The sequence below is a fragment of the Rugosimonospora acidiphila genome (assembly GCF_039543385.1).
Classification (GTDB): domain Bacteria; phylum Actinomycetota; class Actinomycetes; order Mycobacteriales; family Micromonosporaceae; genus Rugosimonospora; species Rugosimonospora acidiphila.
The window spans coordinates 180,235-198,523 of sequence record NZ_BAABJQ010000006.1 but is presented as its reverse complement, the minus strand read 5'-3'; the positions used below and the strand labels follow the sequence as shown (position 1 = coordinate 198,523).

The 18,289-nt window shown below is 71.8% G+C and carries 22 protein-coding genes and 2 tRNA genes; 15 read left to right on the top strand and 9 right to left on the bottom strand.

Annotated features, from left to right (window positions below; genetic code table 11):
* Nucleotides 1-67: 67 nt before the first annotated feature.
* From ABEA87_RS13070 to ABEA87_RS13050, 5 genes are all read left to right on the top strand, one after another.
* Nucleotides 68-529: a peroxiredoxin gene (locus ABEA87_RS13070; protein ID WP_345629246.1), complete on the top strand. Its 462-nt coding sequence runs from the start codon at nucleotides 68-70 to the stop codon at nucleotides 527-529.
* 41 nt (nucleotides 530-570) lie between these two features.
* Nucleotides 571-642, top strand: a tRNA-Val gene (locus ABEA87_RS13065).
* 69 nt (nucleotides 643-711) lie between these two features.
* Nucleotides 712-828, top strand: a complete 117-nt coding sequence (locus tag ABEA87_RS13060; protein WP_345629245.1) for a DUF4937 domain-containing protein — start codon at nucleotides 712-714, stop codon at nucleotides 826-828.
* Entirely contained in the window at nucleotides 825-1,031 is a 207-nt protein-coding gene (locus ABEA87_RS13055) for a hypothetical protein (RefSeq protein WP_345629243.1), read from the top strand. The genes ABEA87_RS13060 and ABEA87_RS13055 overlap by 4 nt, the downstream gene beginning before the upstream one ends.
* Nucleotides 1,032-1,217: 186 nt before the next feature.
* Nucleotides 1,218-1,844 (top strand): excalibur calcium-binding domain-containing protein, encoded by a 627-nt coding sequence (locus ABEA87_RS13050; protein ID WP_345629241.1) that lies wholly within the window; start codon nucleotides 1,218-1,220, stop codon nucleotides 1,842-1,844.
* Nucleotides 1,845-1,910: 66 nt separating this feature from the next.
* Here ABEA87_RS13050 and ABEA87_RS13045 read toward each other — a convergent pair whose 3' ends face one another.
* On the bottom strand, nucleotides 1,911-3,518 hold the full coding sequence (locus tag ABEA87_RS13045; RefSeq protein WP_345629239.1) for a TROVE domain-containing protein: 1,608 nt from the start codon (nucleotides 3,516-3,518) through the stop codon (nucleotides 1,911-1,913).
* 110 nt (nucleotides 3,519-3,628) lie between these two features.
* A tRNA-Ser gene (locus ABEA87_RS13040) sits at nucleotides 3,629-3,744 on the bottom strand.
* Nucleotides 3,745-3,979: 235 nt separating this feature from the next.
* On the opposite strand from ABEA87_RS13040, the gene ABEA87_RS13035 reads away from it, so the two are divergent.
* Nucleotides 3,980-4,480, top strand: a complete 501-nt coding sequence (locus ABEA87_RS13035; protein ID WP_345629237.1) for a hypothetical protein — start codon at nucleotides 3,980-3,982, stop codon at nucleotides 4,478-4,480.
* On the opposite strand, the gene ABEA87_RS13030 is transcribed toward ABEA87_RS13035, so the two are convergent.
* Nucleotides 4,477-5,478: a hypothetical protein gene (locus ABEA87_RS13030; RefSeq protein ID WP_345629235.1), complete on the bottom strand. Its 1,002-nt coding sequence runs from the start codon at nucleotides 5,476-5,478 to the stop codon at nucleotides 4,477-4,479. The genes ABEA87_RS13035 and ABEA87_RS13030 overlap by 4 nt on opposite strands.
* A 307-nt stretch (nucleotides 5,479-5,785) precedes the next feature.
* Here ABEA87_RS13030 and ABEA87_RS13025 point away from each other — a divergent pair, with 307 nt between their 5' ends.
* The 5 genes from ABEA87_RS13025 to ABEA87_RS13005 all read left to right on the top strand — a co-directional run bounded on the left by ABEA87_RS13025 (nucleotide 5,786) and on the right by ABEA87_RS13005 (nucleotide 9,392).
* Nucleotides 5,786-6,283: a hypothetical protein gene (locus ABEA87_RS13025; protein WP_345629233.1), complete on the top strand. Its 498-nt coding sequence runs from the start codon at nucleotides 5,786-5,788 to the stop codon at nucleotides 6,281-6,283.
* 43 nt (nucleotides 6,284-6,326) lie between these two features.
* Nucleotides 6,327-7,508 carry a sensor histidine kinase gene (locus ABEA87_RS13020; RefSeq protein ID WP_345629231.1) on the top strand — a complete coding sequence of 394 codons (1,182 nt, stop codon included), beginning with the start codon at nucleotides 6,327-6,329 and terminating at the stop codon, nucleotides 7,506-7,508.
* The gene (locus ABEA87_RS13015) at nucleotides 7,469-8,131 is read left to right on the top strand and encodes a response regulator transcription factor (protein WP_345629229.1); all 663 of its coding nucleotides are present in this window, start codon (nucleotides 7,469-7,471) and stop codon (nucleotides 8,129-8,131) included. The genes ABEA87_RS13020 and ABEA87_RS13015 overlap by 40 nt, the downstream gene beginning before the upstream one ends.
* 99 nt (nucleotides 8,132-8,230) lie before the next feature.
* Nucleotides 8,231-8,563 carry a putative quinol monooxygenase gene (locus ABEA87_RS13010; protein WP_345629228.1) on the top strand — a complete coding sequence of 111 codons (333 nt, stop codon included), beginning with the start codon at nucleotides 8,231-8,233 and terminating at the stop codon, nucleotides 8,561-8,563.
* 130 nt (nucleotides 8,564-8,693) lie between these two features.
* Nucleotides 8,694-9,392: a DUF4232 domain-containing protein gene (locus ABEA87_RS13005; protein WP_345629227.1), complete on the top strand. Its 699-nt coding sequence runs from the start codon at nucleotides 8,694-8,696 to the stop codon at nucleotides 9,390-9,392.
* Nucleotides 9,393-9,458: 66 nt separating this feature from the next.
* On the opposite strand, the gene ABEA87_RS13000 is transcribed toward ABEA87_RS13005, so the two are convergent.
* Nucleotides 9,459-10,196 (bottom strand): TetR/AcrR family transcriptional regulator C-terminal domain-containing protein, encoded by a 738-nt coding sequence (locus ABEA87_RS13000; RefSeq protein ID WP_345629226.1) that lies wholly within the window; start codon nucleotides 10,194-10,196, stop codon nucleotides 9,459-9,461.
* A gap of 81 nt (nucleotides 10,197-10,277) precedes the next feature.
* Between ABEA87_RS13000 and ABEA87_RS12995 the strand changes: the two genes are divergently transcribed.
* A complete protein-coding gene (locus tag ABEA87_RS12995) occupies nucleotides 10,278-11,249 on the top strand; it encodes a quinone oxidoreductase family protein (RefSeq protein ID WP_345629224.1) in 972 nt (323 codons plus the stop codon).
* 26 nt (nucleotides 11,250-11,275) lie between these two features.
* Here ABEA87_RS12995 and ABEA87_RS12990 read toward each other — a convergent pair whose 3' ends face one another.
* The 5 genes from ABEA87_RS12990 to ABEA87_RS12970 all read right to left on the bottom strand — a co-directional run bounded on the left by ABEA87_RS12990 (nucleotide 11,276) and on the right by ABEA87_RS12970 (nucleotide 15,439).
* Nucleotides 11,276-11,629: a hypothetical protein gene (locus tag ABEA87_RS12990; RefSeq protein ID WP_345629223.1), complete on the bottom strand. Its 354-nt coding sequence runs from the start codon at nucleotides 11,627-11,629 to the stop codon at nucleotides 11,276-11,278.
* A gap of 4 nt (nucleotides 11,630-11,633) precedes the next feature.
* A complete protein-coding gene (locus tag ABEA87_RS12985) occupies nucleotides 11,634-12,566 on the bottom strand; it encodes an LLM class F420-dependent oxidoreductase (protein WP_345629221.1) in 933 nt (310 codons plus the stop codon).
* Nucleotides 12,567-12,578: 12 nt separating this feature from the next.
* On the bottom strand, nucleotides 12,579-13,613 hold the full coding sequence (locus ABEA87_RS12980) for a type I glyceraldehyde-3-phosphate dehydrogenase (RefSeq protein WP_345629219.1): 1,035 nt from the start codon (nucleotides 13,611-13,613) through the stop codon (nucleotides 12,579-12,581).
* Nucleotides 13,614-13,800: 187 nt separating this feature from the next.
* A complete protein-coding gene (locus ABEA87_RS12975; RefSeq protein ID WP_345629218.1) occupies nucleotides 13,801-14,565 on the bottom strand; it encodes an SDR family NAD(P)-dependent oxidoreductase in 765 nt (254 codons plus the stop codon).
* A gap of 280 nt (nucleotides 14,566-14,845) precedes the next feature.
* The gene (locus ABEA87_RS12970) at nucleotides 14,846-15,439 is read right to left on the bottom strand and encodes a bifunctional DNA primase/polymerase (protein WP_345629216.1); all 594 of its coding nucleotides are present in this window, start codon (nucleotides 15,437-15,439) and stop codon (nucleotides 14,846-14,848) included.
* A 184-nt stretch (nucleotides 15,440-15,623) separates the two neighbouring features.
* On the opposite strand from ABEA87_RS12970, the gene ABEA87_RS12965 reads away from it, so the two are divergent.
* The 3 genes from ABEA87_RS12965 to ABEA87_RS12955 are packed head-to-tail and all read left to right on the top strand — an operon-like array spanning nucleotide 15,624 to nucleotide 18,287.
* Nucleotides 15,624-16,853 carry a helix-turn-helix domain-containing protein gene (locus tag ABEA87_RS12965; RefSeq protein ID WP_345629214.1) on the top strand — a complete coding sequence of 410 codons (1,230 nt, stop codon included), beginning with the start codon at nucleotides 15,624-15,626 and terminating at the stop codon, nucleotides 16,851-16,853.
* Between the two features lie 22 nt (nucleotides 16,854-16,875).
* Nucleotides 16,876-17,415, top strand: a complete 540-nt coding sequence (locus ABEA87_RS12960) for a flavoprotein (protein WP_345629586.1) — start codon at nucleotides 16,876-16,878, stop codon at nucleotides 17,413-17,415.
* A complete protein-coding gene (locus ABEA87_RS12955; protein ID WP_425570861.1) occupies nucleotides 17,412-18,287 on the top strand; it encodes a Nif3-like dinuclear metal center hexameric protein in 876 nt (291 codons plus the stop codon). The genes ABEA87_RS12960 and ABEA87_RS12955 overlap by 4 nt, the downstream gene beginning before the upstream one ends.
* The last annotated feature ends 2 nt before the right edge of the window (nucleotides 18,288-18,289 follow it).

Sequence of the window (18,289 nt, the reverse complement as noted above, 5' to 3'; positions counted from 1 at the left end):
GCCTGCGGGTGGGCGCGCCACGATCCGCTGTTGTCTGAATCCGAATACCTCTCACAAAGGAGCCGGTATGCCGATCGGGGTTGGCGCTCAGGCGCCGGACTTCGTCCTCAAGGACCAGAACAACCAGGAGGTGCGGCTGTCAGACTTCCGGGGCAAGCGCAACGTGCTGGTGGTCTTCTACCCGCTCGCGTTCACGAACACCTGTCAGGGCGAGCTGTGCCAGATGCGGGACAACCTGAGCGACTTCGAGAACGACGGCGTTCAGGTGCTCACGATCAGCGTGGACTCGCCGTACAGCCACAAGGTGTGGGGCGAGCGGGAGGGGTACGACTTCCCGATGCTGGCGGACTTCTGGCCGCACGGGGCGGTCGCACAGGCGTACGGGGTTTTCAATGAGGAGCGCGGCTTCGCCAACCGGGGTACGTTCCTGGTAGACCGGGAGGGCGTCATCCGGTTCGCCGAGATGAACCAGCCGGGGCAGGCCCGCGATCAGGACGCCTGGCGTAAGGCGCTGTCGCTGTTGGCGTAGGGGGCGGGTCGGGGGACCCTGTAGACTCTGCCACGTTCCCGGGGCGCGTAGCTCAGCGGAAGAGCACTCGCCTTACAAGCGAGGGGTCGCTGGTTCGAACCCAGCCGTGCCCACCCCATCTGACCAGGCCCGGAGCTCCCGCCAAGATCGGGATGCCCGGGCCTGATGGGTATCCTGGCCAGATGTTGATCAAGTGGGTGCCCTGCGAGGTCACCGATGCGGCCGGCTTCGACCGCCGCCAAGGCGCCTGGCGCTCGCTCGTCGACCAGCCGGGCTTCCTCGCCCAGTTCGGCGGTTGAGCAGGCGGGACGGCTGGCGAGCCGGGGGAGTACCTGGTGGGCGCTCCCCGGCCGATCACGCCGGCTACCAGGCGGACCGGTTCCCGACGCTGCGCCGGGACGCCGACGTCGGGCGGGACCTGGCCAAGATCGTCGGTGACGCCATCGAGGTCCACGACGGCTGGACGGTGCTGCCCTCCGCCCCGACCGGCCGGGAGGGCTGACCCGGTCCACCCGTCGTGGGCGCTCGTTGGTCGGTCGGGGGAGGAGCCGGTCGGCGGCCCGGGGCGGGGAAGGGGCCGAGTTGATCCACCGTCTGCCGAGGCGGCCGGTGCCGCTCCGGCCGGATGATCGTTCATCCACGCCGATCGACCGGTGACAACATCAACACGTAACGCCACTCTGGTCCGGTGACCTACGACTCCGGAGCGCCGCAGTACGAACCCGGACAGCAACCGCCGCAGTATCAGCCCGGCGCGTACCCGGTGGACCAGGGCCCCCCGACGGTGGTGATCCCGGCGCAGCCGGCGAAGCGGAAGTGGTCCACGAAGAAGCTGGCGCTCGTCATCGTCGGCGCTGTGGTGGTGCTGTGCTGCGGTGGCGGGATCGCGATCGGCGCGGCCGGCTCCGGGAGTTCGGGCAGCGCCCCGAAGGGCGCCGCGGCGTCCCGCCCGGCCTCCCCTTCACCATCGGCGTCGCCGTCCCCGTCCGCCACCACGGCGGCTCCCTCGGTGGCGGCCACGACGGTGGCCCCGACCGCGACTCAACCGCCGGCCGGGAGCGCGACGCACGCACCGGCGCCCGTGAAGACCACGTCGAAGCCGGCGAAGCCCAAGCCCGCACCGACGACGAAGCGGCCCGCCCCGGCCCCCACCACGAAGAAGGCCGCTCCGCCGCCGCCCCCGCCGCCGGCCGACGTCTACTACAAGAACTGCGACGCGGTTCGAGCCGCCGGGAAGGCGCCCCTATACCGGGGCCAGCCCGGTTACCGACCGGCGCTTGACCGGGATGGCGATGGGGTGGCCTGCGAGGACTGATGGCCCGCCACGAGATAGCTCAGGGCCGGCGGGTACTCGGGAACTACCCGCCGGCCCTGATGTCTCCTAGCCTCGGTTCCAGGGCCAGTCGCCGTTCCGGTTCGCCTCGAGCAGCGGGATCAGCCGGAATGCCGCGTCGGTCAGGCCGCCGAACGTGTGGCGGTTCGGCAGGCCCGGACCGTGGCCGTGCTGGTAGCCGGCCAGGTTCCAGGTGTAGAGCGGTACCTCGGCCGGGATCACCGACCCCGGATCGCCGGATCCTCGCCAGGCCTGCTCGTCGGTGACGATGACCACCCGGTCGTGCTTGGCGTAGTGCCGCCGTACCGCCTGCAGGGTCTGCGTACCACCGAGGTTCGCGAACCGCTCCAGTACCCGCAGCAGCGACTCGCCCGCCCGCACGTCGACCACCGCCGACCCGGTGCCGAACTGGACGAGGTCCGTGCGGCCGTGGTTGCGCATGGCCAGCGCCGCGCCGAAAATCGCCGCCGCGTCGGCGTTGGTCAGCTCCGACCGGCGGGACACCCGACCGAACATGGAGCCGGACCGGTCGACCAGGATCAGCGTGCGGCCGGTCAGCTCCGGTACGTGCGAAAGCGACGCGGTCAGCGCCTGGTCCAGGGCGTGACCCCAGCGCAGCGACGGGGCGTGCCGGGCAGCGGCCAGCCAGCGGAACGGGAACATCCGCGACCGCGCTACCTGGCCCGGGTCGCGGAACCGGGCCATTACCCGCTCGGCCACCTCGTCGGGGACCCCGGCCTGGTCGAAGTTGCGCAGGTTGCGCGCCAGCGCCATCAGGCCCATGGACGGGATGATGGCCGACCACAGCCGTGCCTTGTCCGCGCCCGACCCGCCGAGGGACAGGGCGTCCTCCCACGTCATTCCGGCCCGGCGCAGCTCGGCCGCGTCGTAGATGACGTCCGGGTCGGTCCGCAGCCGGTCCCGGAACCGGGCGTTGGCCACGAGCGTGGGCAGGCCGGCCGCGCTGGACAGCCAGTCCCGGCCGTGCCGGCGCAGCAGCGCCACCTCGAACAGCCGGCCCTGCCACGGCTTGTCGGCCGCGGGTGACGGGTGCGTGAGGTCGATGACGTCGGCGAAGCGGAACCCCTTGGCGTCGGTGTCGTACTTGAGCAGGTTCCACTCGGTGTACAGGCGGCCGATGGCGTCGGACACGCCGCGCTTGACCGGCTTCGGGATGGCCCGGCCGTGGCGCGCCGTCCAGTACGCGAGCAGTTCGCCGGGTTCGTCGGCGCGCTGGAGCACCGCGTCGACGAACTGGCGGTTGCGCACGCCGCCGGCCGGGCCGGGGCTGCCGGACGTGCCGACCCGGCTGGTCTTTGCCGCGTCGAGCCGCGCCGCGACCGCCTCGGCCGCGCCGACCAGCGACGCCGAGCGCAGGTTTCCCTCGGCGCGCAGCCAGGTCAGGAAGGCGAGCGTCCAGCCGGCGTCGGCGACGGCGACCTCACGGATCAGGTTCTCGTACCGGTCGTCGCGCTGCCCGGCGCGCTCGTAGAAGGTGTCCTCGCCGACCAGGTTCGCGACCGCGAGCAGGAAAAGCTCCGACTTCGCGTCGCGCGCGTAGCCTGGGGCGCCCTCGTGGGTGGTACCGCTGGGCGTGGCGTCGGTCACGATCGGACCGGACGCGCGCAGGATGCGCCGCACATTGAACTTCGACATTTCGGAGGGCTCCGTCCGCGAATGGGGGAACCATTTATCCAGACCGGGGGTGCCCGAGATCCGAGCGGCTTCGGCACATTAGTGCTCTGCTACTGAGCTACGCCGACCAGAGCCGACGGCTGGACTCGCACCAGCGACCTCTCGATCCCAATTCGAAGTATCCGGAGCCTGCGCACCGGGCATCCCGGGTCTGGAGCTGTGGTCCTCCCGAGTTCAGGACGTCTGCGGTGACGGGTCAAATTTAGGAGTTTGAAGTAGCCGCAGACTGCGCACCGGGAGGTGCGTATTTCGTGGGTACGTCATTGACGGTAGCGATGACGCGACGCGGAACACAAACAATTATTCGCGTTTTCTGTGATGCCAACGGGCACCGGGAGCACCCGGCCGGGCGGCGGTCGGCCACGGGTCGGCGGCCACCCGGTGTGGCAGCACGCCCCGGCGTCGCGTCACAATGACGCCTCGTGGTGTACGTGCGCATCCCGGCCGCCGCGGTCATCGAGCTCAAGCCCGCGCCGCTGTCCCTGATAGACGGCAGCCCGACCGGTGGCCACGCGCTGGTGATGTGCCGGGGCGGCACGCCCCGCCGGCCGGTACTGGTCAGCGTCGACGCGTCCACCGCGCAGCGCGCGGTACGGGCCCGGACGATCCAGGCGCGCGGGTTGAGCCTGATAGGCGTCGCGGGCGGACCGCTGATCGGCGGCTTCCTGGTCGGGTCGGTGCTGTTTACCGGCGGCCACCGGGGCGTCGGGGCCGTCGTGCTCGGCGCCGGCGTGGTGGTGGCCCTCGCGCTTGTCGCCGCCGGCCTTCGCATGCTGCGCCGGGCGGGGAGGCTGCGCGGACAGATCCCACTGGGCGCCGAACTGGATCCGGATGGTGACGTGATTCTCGGGCCGGTCCACCCGGACGCCGCACAGGAGTGGGCGAGGGTGAACCGACCCGGGTTCGTCACGATCGTGCGCTAGCCGCGGGCGGAGGCGTCGGCCAGTTCGAGGTCGGGGGTGCTCGGCTGCCGGCGGATCCTGCGCACCGCGAGCCAGGCGATGGCGAGCGCGCCCAGCGCGTACAGGCTGTAGCTGATCAGGTTGACCACGAGTTCGGCCGTGCTCTTGCTCGAACCCATCAGGAACGCGTGCCACGAGTAGGTGAACAGGGCGCCGCAGGCCAGCGCGAAGCGGTGCCACCGGCCCCAGCCGGAGCGGCGCGACCACGTGCCGACCAGGTAGCCCGCGATGGCGAGGGCGAGCAGCATGAACGTGACGCCGAGCCAGACCACATCCACCAGAATGCCGCCCATGAACAGGCCGCCGGTCGCGAGGGCGATGACGAACACCAGCCACGGGTTAGGTGCCGTCGCCTCCCGTGGCACCGCCGAGCCGGGACGCGGCAGCAGGAACGCGACGACGACCAGGACGACGACGAGGGCGGCGGAGACGGCGAGCTGCCCGGGCTTCGCGATGAAGTGCTTGCCGTTGCCGTACGAGATGGCGAACGTGATGACCGACCCGACCACGAACAGCGCCGCCGTCACCCAGAGACCCACCCGACCCAGCCACGGCTCGGTGCGCCGGTCCAGCGACGATTCCTCCACGATGGCCACCGGGGTGCTGATGCTCCAGATGGTGTGCAGCGACAGGACGAAGACGGTCCACGGGATCCCGATGCCCAGCAGCGGCACGAATCCCGGGTCGAGCAGGTGGTCGTCCGTGTAGTTCGGGTTGAACAGCGACTGGGTCAGCAACCCCTCTTCGAGTACTCCGAAGGCGAGCGCCAGGGTCACCATCGTCGGCCAACCACGGTGGGTACGGCGGACCACCTCCCGGATCAGCAGCGCGCCGCCGCCGTACATCGGTGCCAGCGCGACGATCAGCGGGAGGAGCACGATCGGGAAGTCACCGAGGAAGAACTCCGCGATCAGCGGTGCGAGGAAGAACAGCGTGAACACGGGTGCCAGGCGGCGCATGGTCGGTCCCTTCGAACAACGGCTCTTTTCAATGCCGAAACGGTAGGGCCGGCGGGGCACCGCGCGCCTCGGCGCAGGACCTGATCCACAACCTCCACCCCCGGGTGGAGAGAACGCGGTCGTGAGCCCGCTCCGCGGTCGCGAACGCCGCCACGGCGCCGGATCGGCGGCCGGAGCGCCGGCGGACCGCCCCGGATCTCCACCCCGGGATGGAGACCGAGGATCGGGCCGTACGCCGAGGCCAGCGACCCCTTGTGCGGCCTACCGTTTCGTTCATCGCAGCGCGACACACCAACGAGGAGTCGAAATGCCGCAGAGCCTGATCTACGCCGGCCTCATGGTCGCGTTCTTCGCATGGGCCATCACCATGCAGGTCGTCCGCAAGAACGTCAGCGTCAAGCGACTGGTGCTGCTGCCGGCGGGCTTCACGGTCCTGGCCCTGGCCAGCGACCACGGTTGGGCGCAGCGCCTGCACACGCCGGCCGCGTTCGGCTTCTTCGCCTTCGGTCTCCTGCTCGCGGTGGGCATGGGCTTCGTGCGCTCGGCGACGATGAGGGTGTGGCAGGCCGAGAACGGCTGGGTTTCCCAGGGCGGATGGCGGACCGTCGTCGCCTGGCTGGCGACCTTCGCGGTACGGGTCGCGGTGATGCTCCTGGCGATGCGCGTCGGCGTGGCCGAGGGCGCCGGGGAGATCGTGCTGTTCGTGGCGGTCACGCTCGCCGCGCAGAACCTGTTCATCGCGAGGCGCGCCGGCCTGTTCGGGCGTACCGCGTCGCCGGCCGCCACCCCGGCGAGCCTGTCCTGACCCGGCTGGCGGTTGGTTGCCGGCGATCCGCTGAGGATGAAGAATGAGCACTCATCGCGAGGGGGTCCTGATGTCGGCCAACGATGCTCCGGTTCCCCAGTGGCGGTGGGCGCTCCCGGTCGGCCGGGCGATCGGACTGGTCGTCGTGGCGGTGGCCGCGCTCAAGGCGTCGCCTGAAGGGCACCGGGTCGCGATCGGTGCGGCGCTCGCCGTCTGCGTCGCGGGCGCCGCGTACGGTCTGCTGTTCGCCCGGCCGTTGTGGGGACAGCGCCTCATCGGGCTCGTCGGTCTCGCCGGTGGCGGTGTCGCGCTCGCGGTCATCGACCCGCACGGGCCGGGCTGGCTGGCCGGCGCCATCGCGATCGCGGCCGGGCTGGTCCGGCTGCCGACGCGGCCGGGCCTCATCTTCATGGCCGCCACCGGCGTCGCCCTCACCGTCGCGCCGCTGGTCCGGGGCGAAACCGGGCAGGTGGCGGTTAACGCGTCGATCTGCGGCGGCTGCGCGGTACTCGGGATGATCCTGGAGAACTCACGCAGCCGGGCGGTGACCGCGGAACGGCTGCTCGCCAGCGAGCAGGCGGCGCGGGAGTCCGCGGCCGAGGCGGAGCGCTACGCCGAACGGCAACGCCTGGCCCGCGAAATCCACGACATCCTGGCGCACACGCTGTCCGCGCAGACCGTTCAGCTGGAGGGCGCGCGGCTGCTGCTGGAGCACGGCCAGCCCGTCGGCGAGGTGAGGCAGCGCATCGAGTCGGCGCAGCGGCTCGCCCGTGACGGGCTGGAGGAGACCCGCCGGGCGGTGCACTCGCTGCGCGGCCAGACGCGCCCGTTGCCGGAGACGTTGCAGGAGTTGGCCACCACCGCCGGTGCGACCTACCGTCAGCAGGGTGAGCCGCGGCCGGTTCCGGCCCAGGCCGCGCTGGCCATCGAGCGGACCGTCCAGGAGGCGCTGACCAACGCCCGCAAGCACGCGCCCGGCGCGGCGGTGACGGTCACCATGAGCTTCGGCGACGACCACGATGAGGTCGAGGTCTGCGACGACGGTGCCACCGGAGCGCACGCCCCACTCTCGAACACCGGCAGCGGCTATGGTCTAGCCGGCATGCGTGAACGCGCCGAGCTCATCGGCGCGAAACTGGCGACCGGGCCGCATGCGGTCGGCTCCGGTGGGAAGGGGTATCGAGTATGGCTGACGGTTCCGCGGAACGCGCCGTCCGCGTCGTGATCGCCGACGATCAGCGGATGGTACGCGACGGACTTCAGCTCATGCTCTCGCTCGTCGGAGGCGTCGAGGTGGCGGCGGTGACAGCGGACGGCGACGAGGCGGTGGCCGCCGTCGCCGCGCACGATCCCGACGTGGTGCTCATGGATCTGCGGATGCCCCGCTGCGACGGGGTGACCGCGACGAAGCAGATCCGGGCGGAGCACCCGCGCACCCAGATCGTCGTGCTGACCACCTTCGCCGACGACGATGAGGTCCTCGCCGCCCTGCGCGCCGGCGCCCGCGGGTACCTGACCAAGGATGCGGGCGCGGACGAGGTGGTCCGGGCCATCCGCCACGTCGCGGACGGCCATGCCGACCTCGATCCGGCGATCCAGCGCCGGCTCCTCGAACTCGTACCGAACCAGGTGGGTGTCTCGCGTGCCTCGGCGGAGGGACTCACCGACCGCGAGGCGGAGGTGCTGCGCCTCATCGCGGCGGGGCTGTCGAACGCGGAGATCGCGGCGCAGCTCGTGGTCAGCGAGTCCACCATCAAGACACACGTGAACCACGTGTTCGGAAAGATCGGCGTGCGCGACCGGGCCCAGGCCGTCACGTACGCGTTCCGCAACGGACTGGCGGACTGACGGGCCCCCGGCGACTGAGGGTTTGGCGTCCGGCGCGAGGTTAGGATGGCCGCGAGCGAGGCCGGACGGTACTCGGACCCCACCCTGAGGAGACCGGAGATGATCTTCATTACCGCGAAGTTCCGCGTACTGCCGGAGGACGCCGAGCGGTGGCCGCAGATCGTTGACGAGTTCACCCAGGCGACCCGGAGCGAGCCGGGCTGCCTGTGGTTCGACTGGTCGCGCAGCCTCGCCGACCCGAACGAGTACGTGCTCGTCGAGGCGTTCCGCGACGGTGAGGCCGGCGCGGCGCACGTGCAGTCCGAACACTTCAAGAACGCGCAGCGCACGCTGCCGCCGCACCTGGCCGAGACGCCCCGGATCGTCAACATGACGGTTCCGCAGGACGACTGGTCGGAGCTCGGCGAGATGGCGGTGACCGGCCGGGGCTGACGCCGGCCGCTCAGGCCGCTGCCGGCCGGTCGGGGCCGAGGTCCGCCGGACCGGCCGGCGCCAGCCGCAACAATGTTCCCGGCCGCCGCGTGTACGTATCAGCTTGGCTTGCTGGTGCGAGGGGAACGACATGCGGTCGCAGGGAGCACGGGTGGCGGCGGCGGTGGCCGTCGCGGTAGGACTGGCCGGACTGGTGCCGGCGTGCGGCGACGCGGACGGGGCGGGTGCGCCGCGCGGTGCGGCGACGGTGGCATCCCCGAACGGCGCCGCGTCGAGTCCGGCGTCGTCTCGCCCCGGCGCCCCGGCGACCGATCCCGTTCGGCCCTCGGACCCGCCCCCGGCGACGCGGCCCTCGGCCGGTGCGACGGACGTCGCCGCGGGCGGTCCCACGGGCGGTGCGAAGGGCCCGACGGGCGGGGCGCGGCCGTGCGCCCTCGAGCAGTTGACCATCAGGCTGGACGCCGGCACGAGCGCGAAGTTCGAGGAGTCGGCGCCGCTGATCCTCACGAACACCAGTGCGCGGCCGTGCACCCTGGCCGGCCTCCCCGGGCTGCGGCTCGGCGGTCCGGCCGGCGCGATGCCGACCAGCGTGCTGCCGCAGCCGGGCGCGACGGCCACGGTCCTGCTGAACCCGGGCGACAAGGCGTCGTACCGGCTGGTGTGGAACAAATATGAGAATCAGGGCGACGTCTGCCCGCCGTTCCCGAGCTCGATCATCGTCACGCCGCCCGGCGCGCAGCCCCAGACGTTGCCCTGGATCGCCGGTGTCGACGGGTCGGTGTGCGGCGGAACCATCAAGGTGTACCCGATCACCGAGGGCGGCGCCTGACCGACGGTCTCCGGCCGAGCAGTCGGGCGGCGTCGCGGGCGGCGTTGGTTGAGTGGGCAGCCTTGGTCAAGCGGGCGGGGTTGGTTGGGTGGGCAGTCGCGCGGCGATGCCGGCGATGATCAGTGTCAGGCCGTGGTCGAAATGCTCCGCGGGGTGCGGGGCGCTCAGGTGCTCGCCGACCGCGATCAGGCTCGGATGCCGCGTCGGATGCAGGGCGGCGGCCAGCCGGGCGCTGTCGGCCGGCCCCCCACCGTCCGGCAGGTCGGCGCCGTCGGGTAGGCCCGCGCTGTTGGGCAGGCCCGCGCTGGCGGGCGGGCCGGCGGCGAGTTGCTCCTCGGTGGCGTGCCCGACGACGTAGTACGTCACCGTGTCGGCCGTCCAGGCCGCGTCCCGGGCCGGCAGCCCCGCCCCGAGCAGCGCGCCGACCAGGGCCTCGCCGTAGGCCAGGGCGTTCGGCAGCGGGAAGAAGGAAGTCGCGAACAGGCGGCCGCCGTCCCGGCGGGACAGCAGCGCCCGGCGTAGCCGGTGGGCCAGCTCGGCGACCCGCCGGTCCCAGGGCGCGAGCGGGCTGAGGTCGTCGGCCACCCCGGCCAGCATCGCGTCGGCCATCGCCTCCAGCAGTGCCTGCTTGCTCTTGAAATGCCAGTACGTGGCGCCGTTCTGCACGCCGAGCGCGGTGGCGAGCCCACGCATGGTGAGCCGGTCCAGGCCGACCTCGTCGAGCAGGTCGAGCGCTGCCGCGCGGACGTCGGATCCGCTGAGCCTCATCATCGCCTCCGAGATCGGCTTTGCCAGGAAGATCATTATGACGCATACTTCAACGGCGTTGAACTTCAACGGTGTTGAAGTCTACCGCCAGATCGAGTGCGGGAAGGTGTGAGAGGCATGCGTGCGGTGCGGTTCGACGAGTACGGCGGGCCCGAGGTGCTGCGGGTACGGGAGGTGCCGGTACCCGAGCCGGGCGCCGGTGAGGTGCTGATCGAGGTGGGTGCGGCCGGCGTCACGCTGCCGGTCGTGCGGCTCACCCGCGGCGGGCCGACCGGCGGGGTACCGCTGCCACATATGCCCGGCGGTGAGGTGGCCGGTCGCGTGGTGGCCGTCGGCGACGGGGTGACCGCGTGGCGGCCCGGTCAGCGGGTCACCGGCCTGGCCTTCACCGGCGGGTACGCGCAGTTCGCCGTCGTAGGGGCCGGGATGCTCAGCGCGGTACCCGACGGGGCGGCCGACGCCGACGCGGTGGCCCTGGTGCGCAGCGGCCGGGTGGCGTTCGCCGCCCTGCACCTGTCGGCGGCCGGCGAGGGGGACCGGGTGCTGGTGACCTCGGCCGCGGGCGGGGTGGGGAACCTCGCCGCGCAGTTGGCCAGGGTGCTGGGCGCCGGCCGGGTGGTGGCCGCGATCGGCAGCCCGGACAAGGCGGACTTCCTGCGTGGCCTCGGCGTCGACCGGGTCGTCACCTACGACGAGCTACGCGCCGGGTTGGGGGAGTCCTTCGACGTGGTCCTCGACGGTACCGGGAGCGATGTGAATGGGGCGGGCGACGTGCAGGGGGCCTGCCTCGACGCGCTCGAACCCCTCGGTCGGCTGGTGTCCTACAACGCCGCCGGCGGGCCGGTGGACGTCAACGCGCTACGGATGCGCGCGCGTTCGGTCATCGGGCTGGCGATGCCGCACTTCGTGGCGCACCGGCGCGAGGTCTACGACCGGCACGAGCGGCGGCTGTGGGAGCTCCTGGCGGCCGGCGAGGTGCGGCCGGCGATCCACGCGCTGCTGCCGCTGGAGGAGGCGGCCGAGGCGCACCGCGTCATCGAGGCCCGGGCCAACCGGGGGAAGCTGGTGCTCGACCCGGCCGGGCGGTGAACCCGGCCGGGCGGTGCACCCGGGGCTCAGAGGTCGGTGTCCGGCTCCCCGTGCGCGGCGTGCCGGGCGGCCCGCTCCATGACGAGCCGGCCGAAGACTCCGTTGGGCCGGCGGCAGTCCGCGCAGATCAGGTGCGTGTCCAGCCGCCGGCCACCGCAGTGCTCGCAGCGGCCGTTGTCGCGCGGGTCGTGGTATTCGCGCAGCGCCCGGACGAGCGCCTCGGCGACCGGGCCGGTCAGGTCCAGGCCGGCCCGGTCGATGCCGGTGGTGATTTCGAGGTGGGCGACCGGCGCGCCGGCCGGCGGGGGCTCCAGCGCGCCGATGTCCGCCACGAAGCCGCGCAGGGCGGCCAGCAACTCGTGCTCGGCCTGTCCGCTCACGCGCTCACGCGCTCGCCGTGAGCTGGGTGGCGACCCGCGAGGCGATCACGTCGAGGTGGTCGAGGTCAGCCAGGTCGAGGATCTGCAGATAGAGCCGCTCGACCCCGAGTTCGGCGTACGCGCCGATCTGCTCGACCACCTGGTCCGGGGTGCCGTACAGCGGAGGGGTGCGCCCGATCCGCTCGGCGCGCCGGCGCGCGTCCTCCTCGGTGAGGCCGCACGCGATCGTCTGGGCGGCGGAGCGCACCGGGGCGGCCCGGCCGGAGGCGGCCCGCTCGTACTGCTCGCACGCGATCGTGACCCGTTCGAACGCCTGCCGGGTCTGTTCGACCGTGCCGAACCCGACGTTGAACTCGTCCGCGTACCGGACGGCCAGCGACGGGGTGCGCTTCGGGCCGTGCCCGCCCACGATCACCCGCGGCCCGCCCGGCTGTACCGGCTTGGGCAGGGCAGGCGAGTCGGTGAGGCTGTAGTGCTTGCCGGAGAAGCTGAATTTCTCGCCGGCCGGGGTCTGCCACAGCCCGGTGATGATGGCCAGCTGCTCCTCCAGCCGGTCGAAGCGCTCGCCCACCGGCGGAAACGGCACCCCGTACGCGGTGTGCTCCGCCTCGTACCAGCCGGCGCCCAGCCCCAGTTCCACCCGGCCGCCGCTCATCTGGTCGACCTGCGCGACGGTGATCGCCAACGGGCCGGGCAGCCGGAACGTGGCGGAGGTGACCAGGGTGCCGAGACGGATCGTGGACGTGCCCTCGGCGATGGCCGCGAGCGTCGCCCAGGCGTCGGTGGGCCCGGGCATGCCGTCGCCCTCGCCCATGGACAGCAGGTGATCGGACCGGAAGAAGCCGTCGTAGCCCAACTCCTCGGCGTGGCGGGCCACCCGGAGCTGATCGGCGTACGTGGCACCCTGCTGGGGTTCGACGAAGATAACCAAGCGCATACGGTTACCTTGTCACGGTCCCTCCAGCGTCGCCCCCCGGACCTCCCGACCGGCCAGCGCCACCACGTCGGCCAGCCGGTTGGCGAATCCCCATTCGTTGTCGTACCAGCCGACCACCTTCACCGTGTCGCCGACCACGGTGGTGAACCCACCGTCCACGATGCACGACTCGGTGGTGCCGATGATGTCGGAGGAGACGATCGGCTCCTCGGTGTAGCCCAGGTATCCCTTGAGGCTGCCCTCGGCCGCGGCGGCCAGCGTGGCGTTGACCTCGTCGACCGTGGTGGGGCGGTCGACCCGTAGGTCGAGGTCCAGAACGCAGCCGATGATGGCCGGCACCCGCACGTGCAGCCCGTCGATCCGCCCGGCCAGCTCGGGGAACACGCTGCCGAGCGCGTGCAGCGAGCCCGGCTTGAGCCGGGCCGGGATCAGGTTCACCGAGGCGGCCCGCCCCATCCGCGGGTCCCAGTGCGGCGCGTCGTGCAGCGAGCTCTTTGTCGGGTCGAAGGCGTGCACCGTGGTCAGCATGCCGCCGAGCAGCGAGAGATTCTGTCGCAGGGTGGCGATGATCGGTGCCGCCGCGCTGCTGGTACAGCACGCGGGCGAGACGAGCCGGTGCCGCCGGGAGTCGAAGTCGGCCTCGTTGATCCCCATCAGCACGGTGAGGTCGGGGTCGACCGTGGCGGTCGAGACGACCACCCGCCGGGCGCCCGCGTCCAGGTGCCGCCGCGCCTGCTCGGCGGCGAAGAACTGGCCGGTCGCCTCCAGTACGACGTCCACACCGAGGTCGCCCCAGGGCACCGCACCCACCTGCGGCCGGTGGAAGGACCTGATCGGCCGGCCGTCGACCAGTATCGTGTCGCCGTCGACCGTCACCTCGGTGTCCAGCCGGCCGCGCACCGAGTCGTACCGCAAGAGGTGTGCCTGCGACCGGGTCTCCGCGAGGTCGTTGATGGCCACCACGTCGATCTCCGGTCGATTCCGGCAAACCCGCCAGAAACAGCGACCAATGCGACCCATCCCATTGATTCCGACGCGAATTGTCATAAGACCGCCTGCCCCCACCCCGAGCATCAAGTTCGCTTAGAGCCTAATCGATGACGTGAGGGTGGCGTGGTGACGAAAATAGGACCAACGGTGTACGTCAATGCCAAAGGATTTGCTTAATCGACTTACTATCCGGCCGGGAAAATCTCCACGTGAGCCTCCGGTGCCGTCCGCGCAGTGAGAGCTTTCAGTGCACGGAGAAGCCGCCGTCGACGAACAGCGCCTGGCCGGTGATGTGTGCGGCGGCGGCCGAGGACAGGAACACCGCCGCGCCGGCGAAGTCCTCGGGCTCCCCGTTGCGACCGACCAGGGTGCGCTCGGCCATCGCGAGGGCCCGCTCCGGGTCGGCGAAGATCGCCTCGGTCATCGGGGTGTGCACCACCCCCGGGGAGATCGAGTTGCAGCAGACCCCGTCGCGCGACCAGGCCTCCGCCTGGCTGCGGATCAGTCCGGCCACGCCGGCCTTGGAGGCGCCGTAACCGCCGCTGTTGCCGTACGCGCGGACGCTCTGCTGCGAGGTGACGGTGATGATGCGGCCGAAGCCGCGAGCCGCCATGCTCGGACCGAAGTGCTGACCCAGCAGGTACGGGGCGGTGAGGTTGACCGCGATCGTGCGGTCCCAGTCCGCCACGGTCAACTCCGGCAGCGGCGGCCGGATGTTCACCCCGGCCGCGTTGACCAGGATGTCGACGTGCGGCACGCGGGAGGTCAGCGCGGCGATCGCGTCCCGGTCGGCCAGATCCACCGGCAGGTGGGTGGCGGTGGCACCCTCGTCGGCCAGTTCCTTCACCGTCCGGGCGAGCGCCTCCTCGCCGCGGGCCACCAGGATCAGCTCGGCGCCGGCGCGGCCGAGTGCCATCGCGATGGCCCGGCCGATGCCCGAACTCGCCCCGGTCACCATTGCCAACCGGCCGCCCAGCCCGAACAGGCGCCGCAGATACTCGTCGGTCACCGCTCGATTCTGCCCGCGGGCGACCGCTGCTACGCCTCCGGTACCCGGACCGGGCGGTGCGGCCCGGGCGGCCGGGCGCCGGAGGGGCGCGAACCGACCGGCCGGGTACCGGAGGGGTGGGTACCCGCCCACCGACACGCCGTGCACATCCCGCGATGGGTATCGACCTCGGCCGTACCGCGGTTTAGGTTGTGACCAGCCATGACGTACCCCCTTGCCATCCCGACTAACGACCGCACGACCGGCCGGTCGCTCGGTCGCGGGGGGCCGGGGCCGCCGGTCAGGCCGCGACGCGCACCCGTCGCGGCGGCGGCAGGCCCAGTGCCGGCAGTAGATCCGCGAGGCAGGTCTGCACCCGACCGGGGTCCGGCAGCCGCCACTGCGCCTCGGTCGGTGACACCACCCAGCGGACCCGCCCGCCCGGTTCCCGGGTTGGCGGGGCGGGCACCCACGATCCCCGCCCGTGCAGGACCACATCGGTGCGCCCGGCCAGTTCGGGGCACAGCCGCGAGCCCGGACCGACCAGGATCATCCAGTGGCCCGCGGGGGTCACCGCGACCGGACCGCCGCCCGCGGCCTGCGCGATGCCCGCCCCGGGGCAGGCCGACACCTCCAGCACGTCGAAGGTCAGGCCGGTGGGGAGAAGCACCGAGAACGGGCGGCGTGACCACCAGCCGCCCACCACATCCGGATCGTGGGACACGAGGTCCGGCCGCGCCGGGTGGCATGCGACGGTGCGGCATCCCGTTCCGCAGCAGAACCGGCCCCGGGCCAGGTAGGCCCCCGGAAGCACGTCCCAGCCGTGCTCCGCATAGCCCAGCGCGCTGCTTCGCAGGCGCACTCGTTCGAACTCGCCGCGGAATCGTATCCGCATTGTTACCCCTTCCGCTGAAGGATCAGCGTCACCTCGGTGGACTTTCCGTCGTTGCGACAAGCAAAGAGCAGTTTGGATGTTGCAATCCAAGGTATGGGCAAAACCCCATGAATAGGCGCACTCGCAGTGCGACCCGAGGGCAAGCGGGTGGTACACCGGCCGGGCGAGGGGGAGGGCAGCGCGCGTGGACGAGCTCCCGATAGGTCGGCGCGTCGCATACTGGCGCACCCGACGCAGGCTGTCCCAGCAGGTCTTCGCCGACCGCCTGGGCAAGTCCAAGAGCTGGGTCGACAAGGTCGAGCGCGGCGTACGCAGGCTCGACAAGTTCTCCGTCATCTATGAGATCGCCGACCTGCTGCAGATCGACGTCCAACTGCTGCTCGGTCGGGAGCCCGACCGGCGGCCGGGCGGGCCGGCCTGCCTGGATCAGGTCGAGGTCACGGAGATCCGGTCAGCTCTGGAGCGCTACGACCAGATCAGCACCTTCTTCCACGCCCCGCCGCAGCCGCCCTCCATCGACGAGCTGCGCAAGGCGGTGCAGCATGCCTGGTTGAGCTACCAGCATGCCAAGTACGGGCCGCTGGCCCGGGTGCTGCCGAAGCTGCTGCGCGACGCGCAGGCCGCCGACACCGCGTGCGCCAGCGGCGAGGCCAGCCTGCTCGCCGCGCACCTGCTCGGCCAGGTGTACCAGATCGCCTCGTCGTGCCTGCGCAAGCTGGGCGAGCTGGAGCTGGCCTGGCTGGCGGCCGACCGGTCGATCGCGGTGGCCCTGCGCGCCGGCGACCAGTTGCTGGCCGGCACGGCCAGCTACCGGGTGGGCAGCGCGCTGCTGGCCCTGGGGCGGGCCCGCCCCGCGCTGGAGGTGAACGTCAACATCGCCAACCGGCTGGCGCCCGGCGACGCCTGCCGGGCGACCCCCGAGCACTTCTCGGTCTACGGCATGCTGCTGCTGCAGGGTGCGATGGCGGCGGCCCGGATCGGCGACGGCGCCACGGTGCGTGATCTGCTCACCGCGGCCGACGCCGCGGCCCGCGCGGTGGGCGGCAGCCACAACTACTACTGGACGAGTTTCAGCCCCACCAATGTCGACCTGCACCGGGCGGCGGCAATGGTCGAATTGGGCGAGGGCGGACTGGCCGTACAGACGCACGAGCATCTCGACAGGGCGAGTTTCGCCGCTATGCTGCCCGAGCGCCGGGCGCATCATTATGTGGATCTCGCACGCGGACTCGCTCAAGTAGGGGATATTGAGCGGGCAAGTGAGATGCTTCTGGAGGGGGACCGGCTAGCACCTTCCGAGATCCGCTGCCGCCCGGTCGCTCACGAAGTACTGTCTGACGTATTGCGCCGGACGAAGGGGTCGCCGAGTGCGCCGGTCGCCGAACTCGCCGAGACCATGGGGGTCGGGGTATGACGCGGGCGACCGCGGCCCCCGGATACTTTACGTGATCGCCTGCGGCTCCCCGATCGCTCGGGGAGTCGGGCGGCTCGTCGAACTGGCCCAGCGGGACGGCTGGGATGTGTGCGTGGTGACGAGCCCCGATGGTCGGAAGTTCGTCGACGTGGTGGCGCTGGCGGAGCAGAGCGGGCACCCCGTGCGCTCGACCTTCAAGAACCCGGGCGATCCGGACGTACTCCCCGATCCGGACGCCATGATCGTGGCTCCGGCCACCGTAAACACGATCAACAAGTGGTCCGCCGGGATCGCCGACACCCTGGCGCTGGGCCTGCTGATCGAAGGCCAGGGCAAGGGGTTGCCGATCGTCGCCGTGCCGTACACCAACGCGGCCATGGCCAATCACCCGGCGTTCCTGGAGAACATCACCCGGCTGCGAGGCTGGGGCATAGCGGTGCTGTTCGGCGAGGACCAGGTGCGGCTGCTGCCACCCGGCTTCGGCGAGGCGGCCGTCGATGGCTTCCCCTGGCACCTCGCGCTCGAGGCGCTGCGGGATGCCGCGCCGATCCCGAGGAGATGAGGTCGGCCGCTGGTAACCTCGCGGCCGTGACCAGTGTGGGCGAGGTTGTGGCGTACTTCAACGAGCGTTACCCGCCAGGCTGGGCCGAGGACTGGGATCGGGTCGGTCTGGTGGTCGGTGAGCCGGATGCGCCCGTTCGCCGGGCGCTGTTCGTCGTCGACTGCGTGCCGGAGACCGTCGAGGAGGCGGTCGCCGCCGGCGCGGACCTGATCGTCGCTCACCACCCGCTGCTGTTGCGCGGAGTCTCCAGTGTGGCGGCCACCACGTACAAGGGAAAGATCATTCATCGGCTGATCAAGTCCGGTACCGCCCTGTTCGTGGCGCACACCAACGCCGACGTCGCGGCCCCCGGGGTGTCCGACGCGCTGGCCGGGCTGCTCGGCCTGACCGACACCCGTCCGCTGCGTCCCGCCGAGGGCGCCGCTGCCGGGGGCGGGCGCGGGACCGGCCGGATCGGCTCGCTGCCGGCGGCCAGGTCGCTCTTCGAACTGACCGCGCTCGCGGCGCGGGTACTGCCCGCCACCGCCTGGGGGGTACGCGCCGCCGGCGACCCCGACCGCATGGTCAGGACCGTGGCGGTGTGCGGCGGCGCGGGCGACACGTTCCTGGCCGACGCCGGTGCGGGCGGGGCGGACGCGTACCTGACCGCCGACCTGCGCCACCACCCCGCCAGCGAACACCTCGCCGCCGGCGGTCCGGCCCTGCTGGACGCCGCGCACTGGGCCACCGAACGTCCCTGGCTCGACCGGGCCGCCGCCGACCTCACCGGGGCGACGGGAATACCGGCCATGGCCAGCGATCTTGTTACCGATCCGTGGACCGTGCGAGTAGCATCCGGCGAGCCGCCGGCCACGGCACCTAACCACCTATGAAG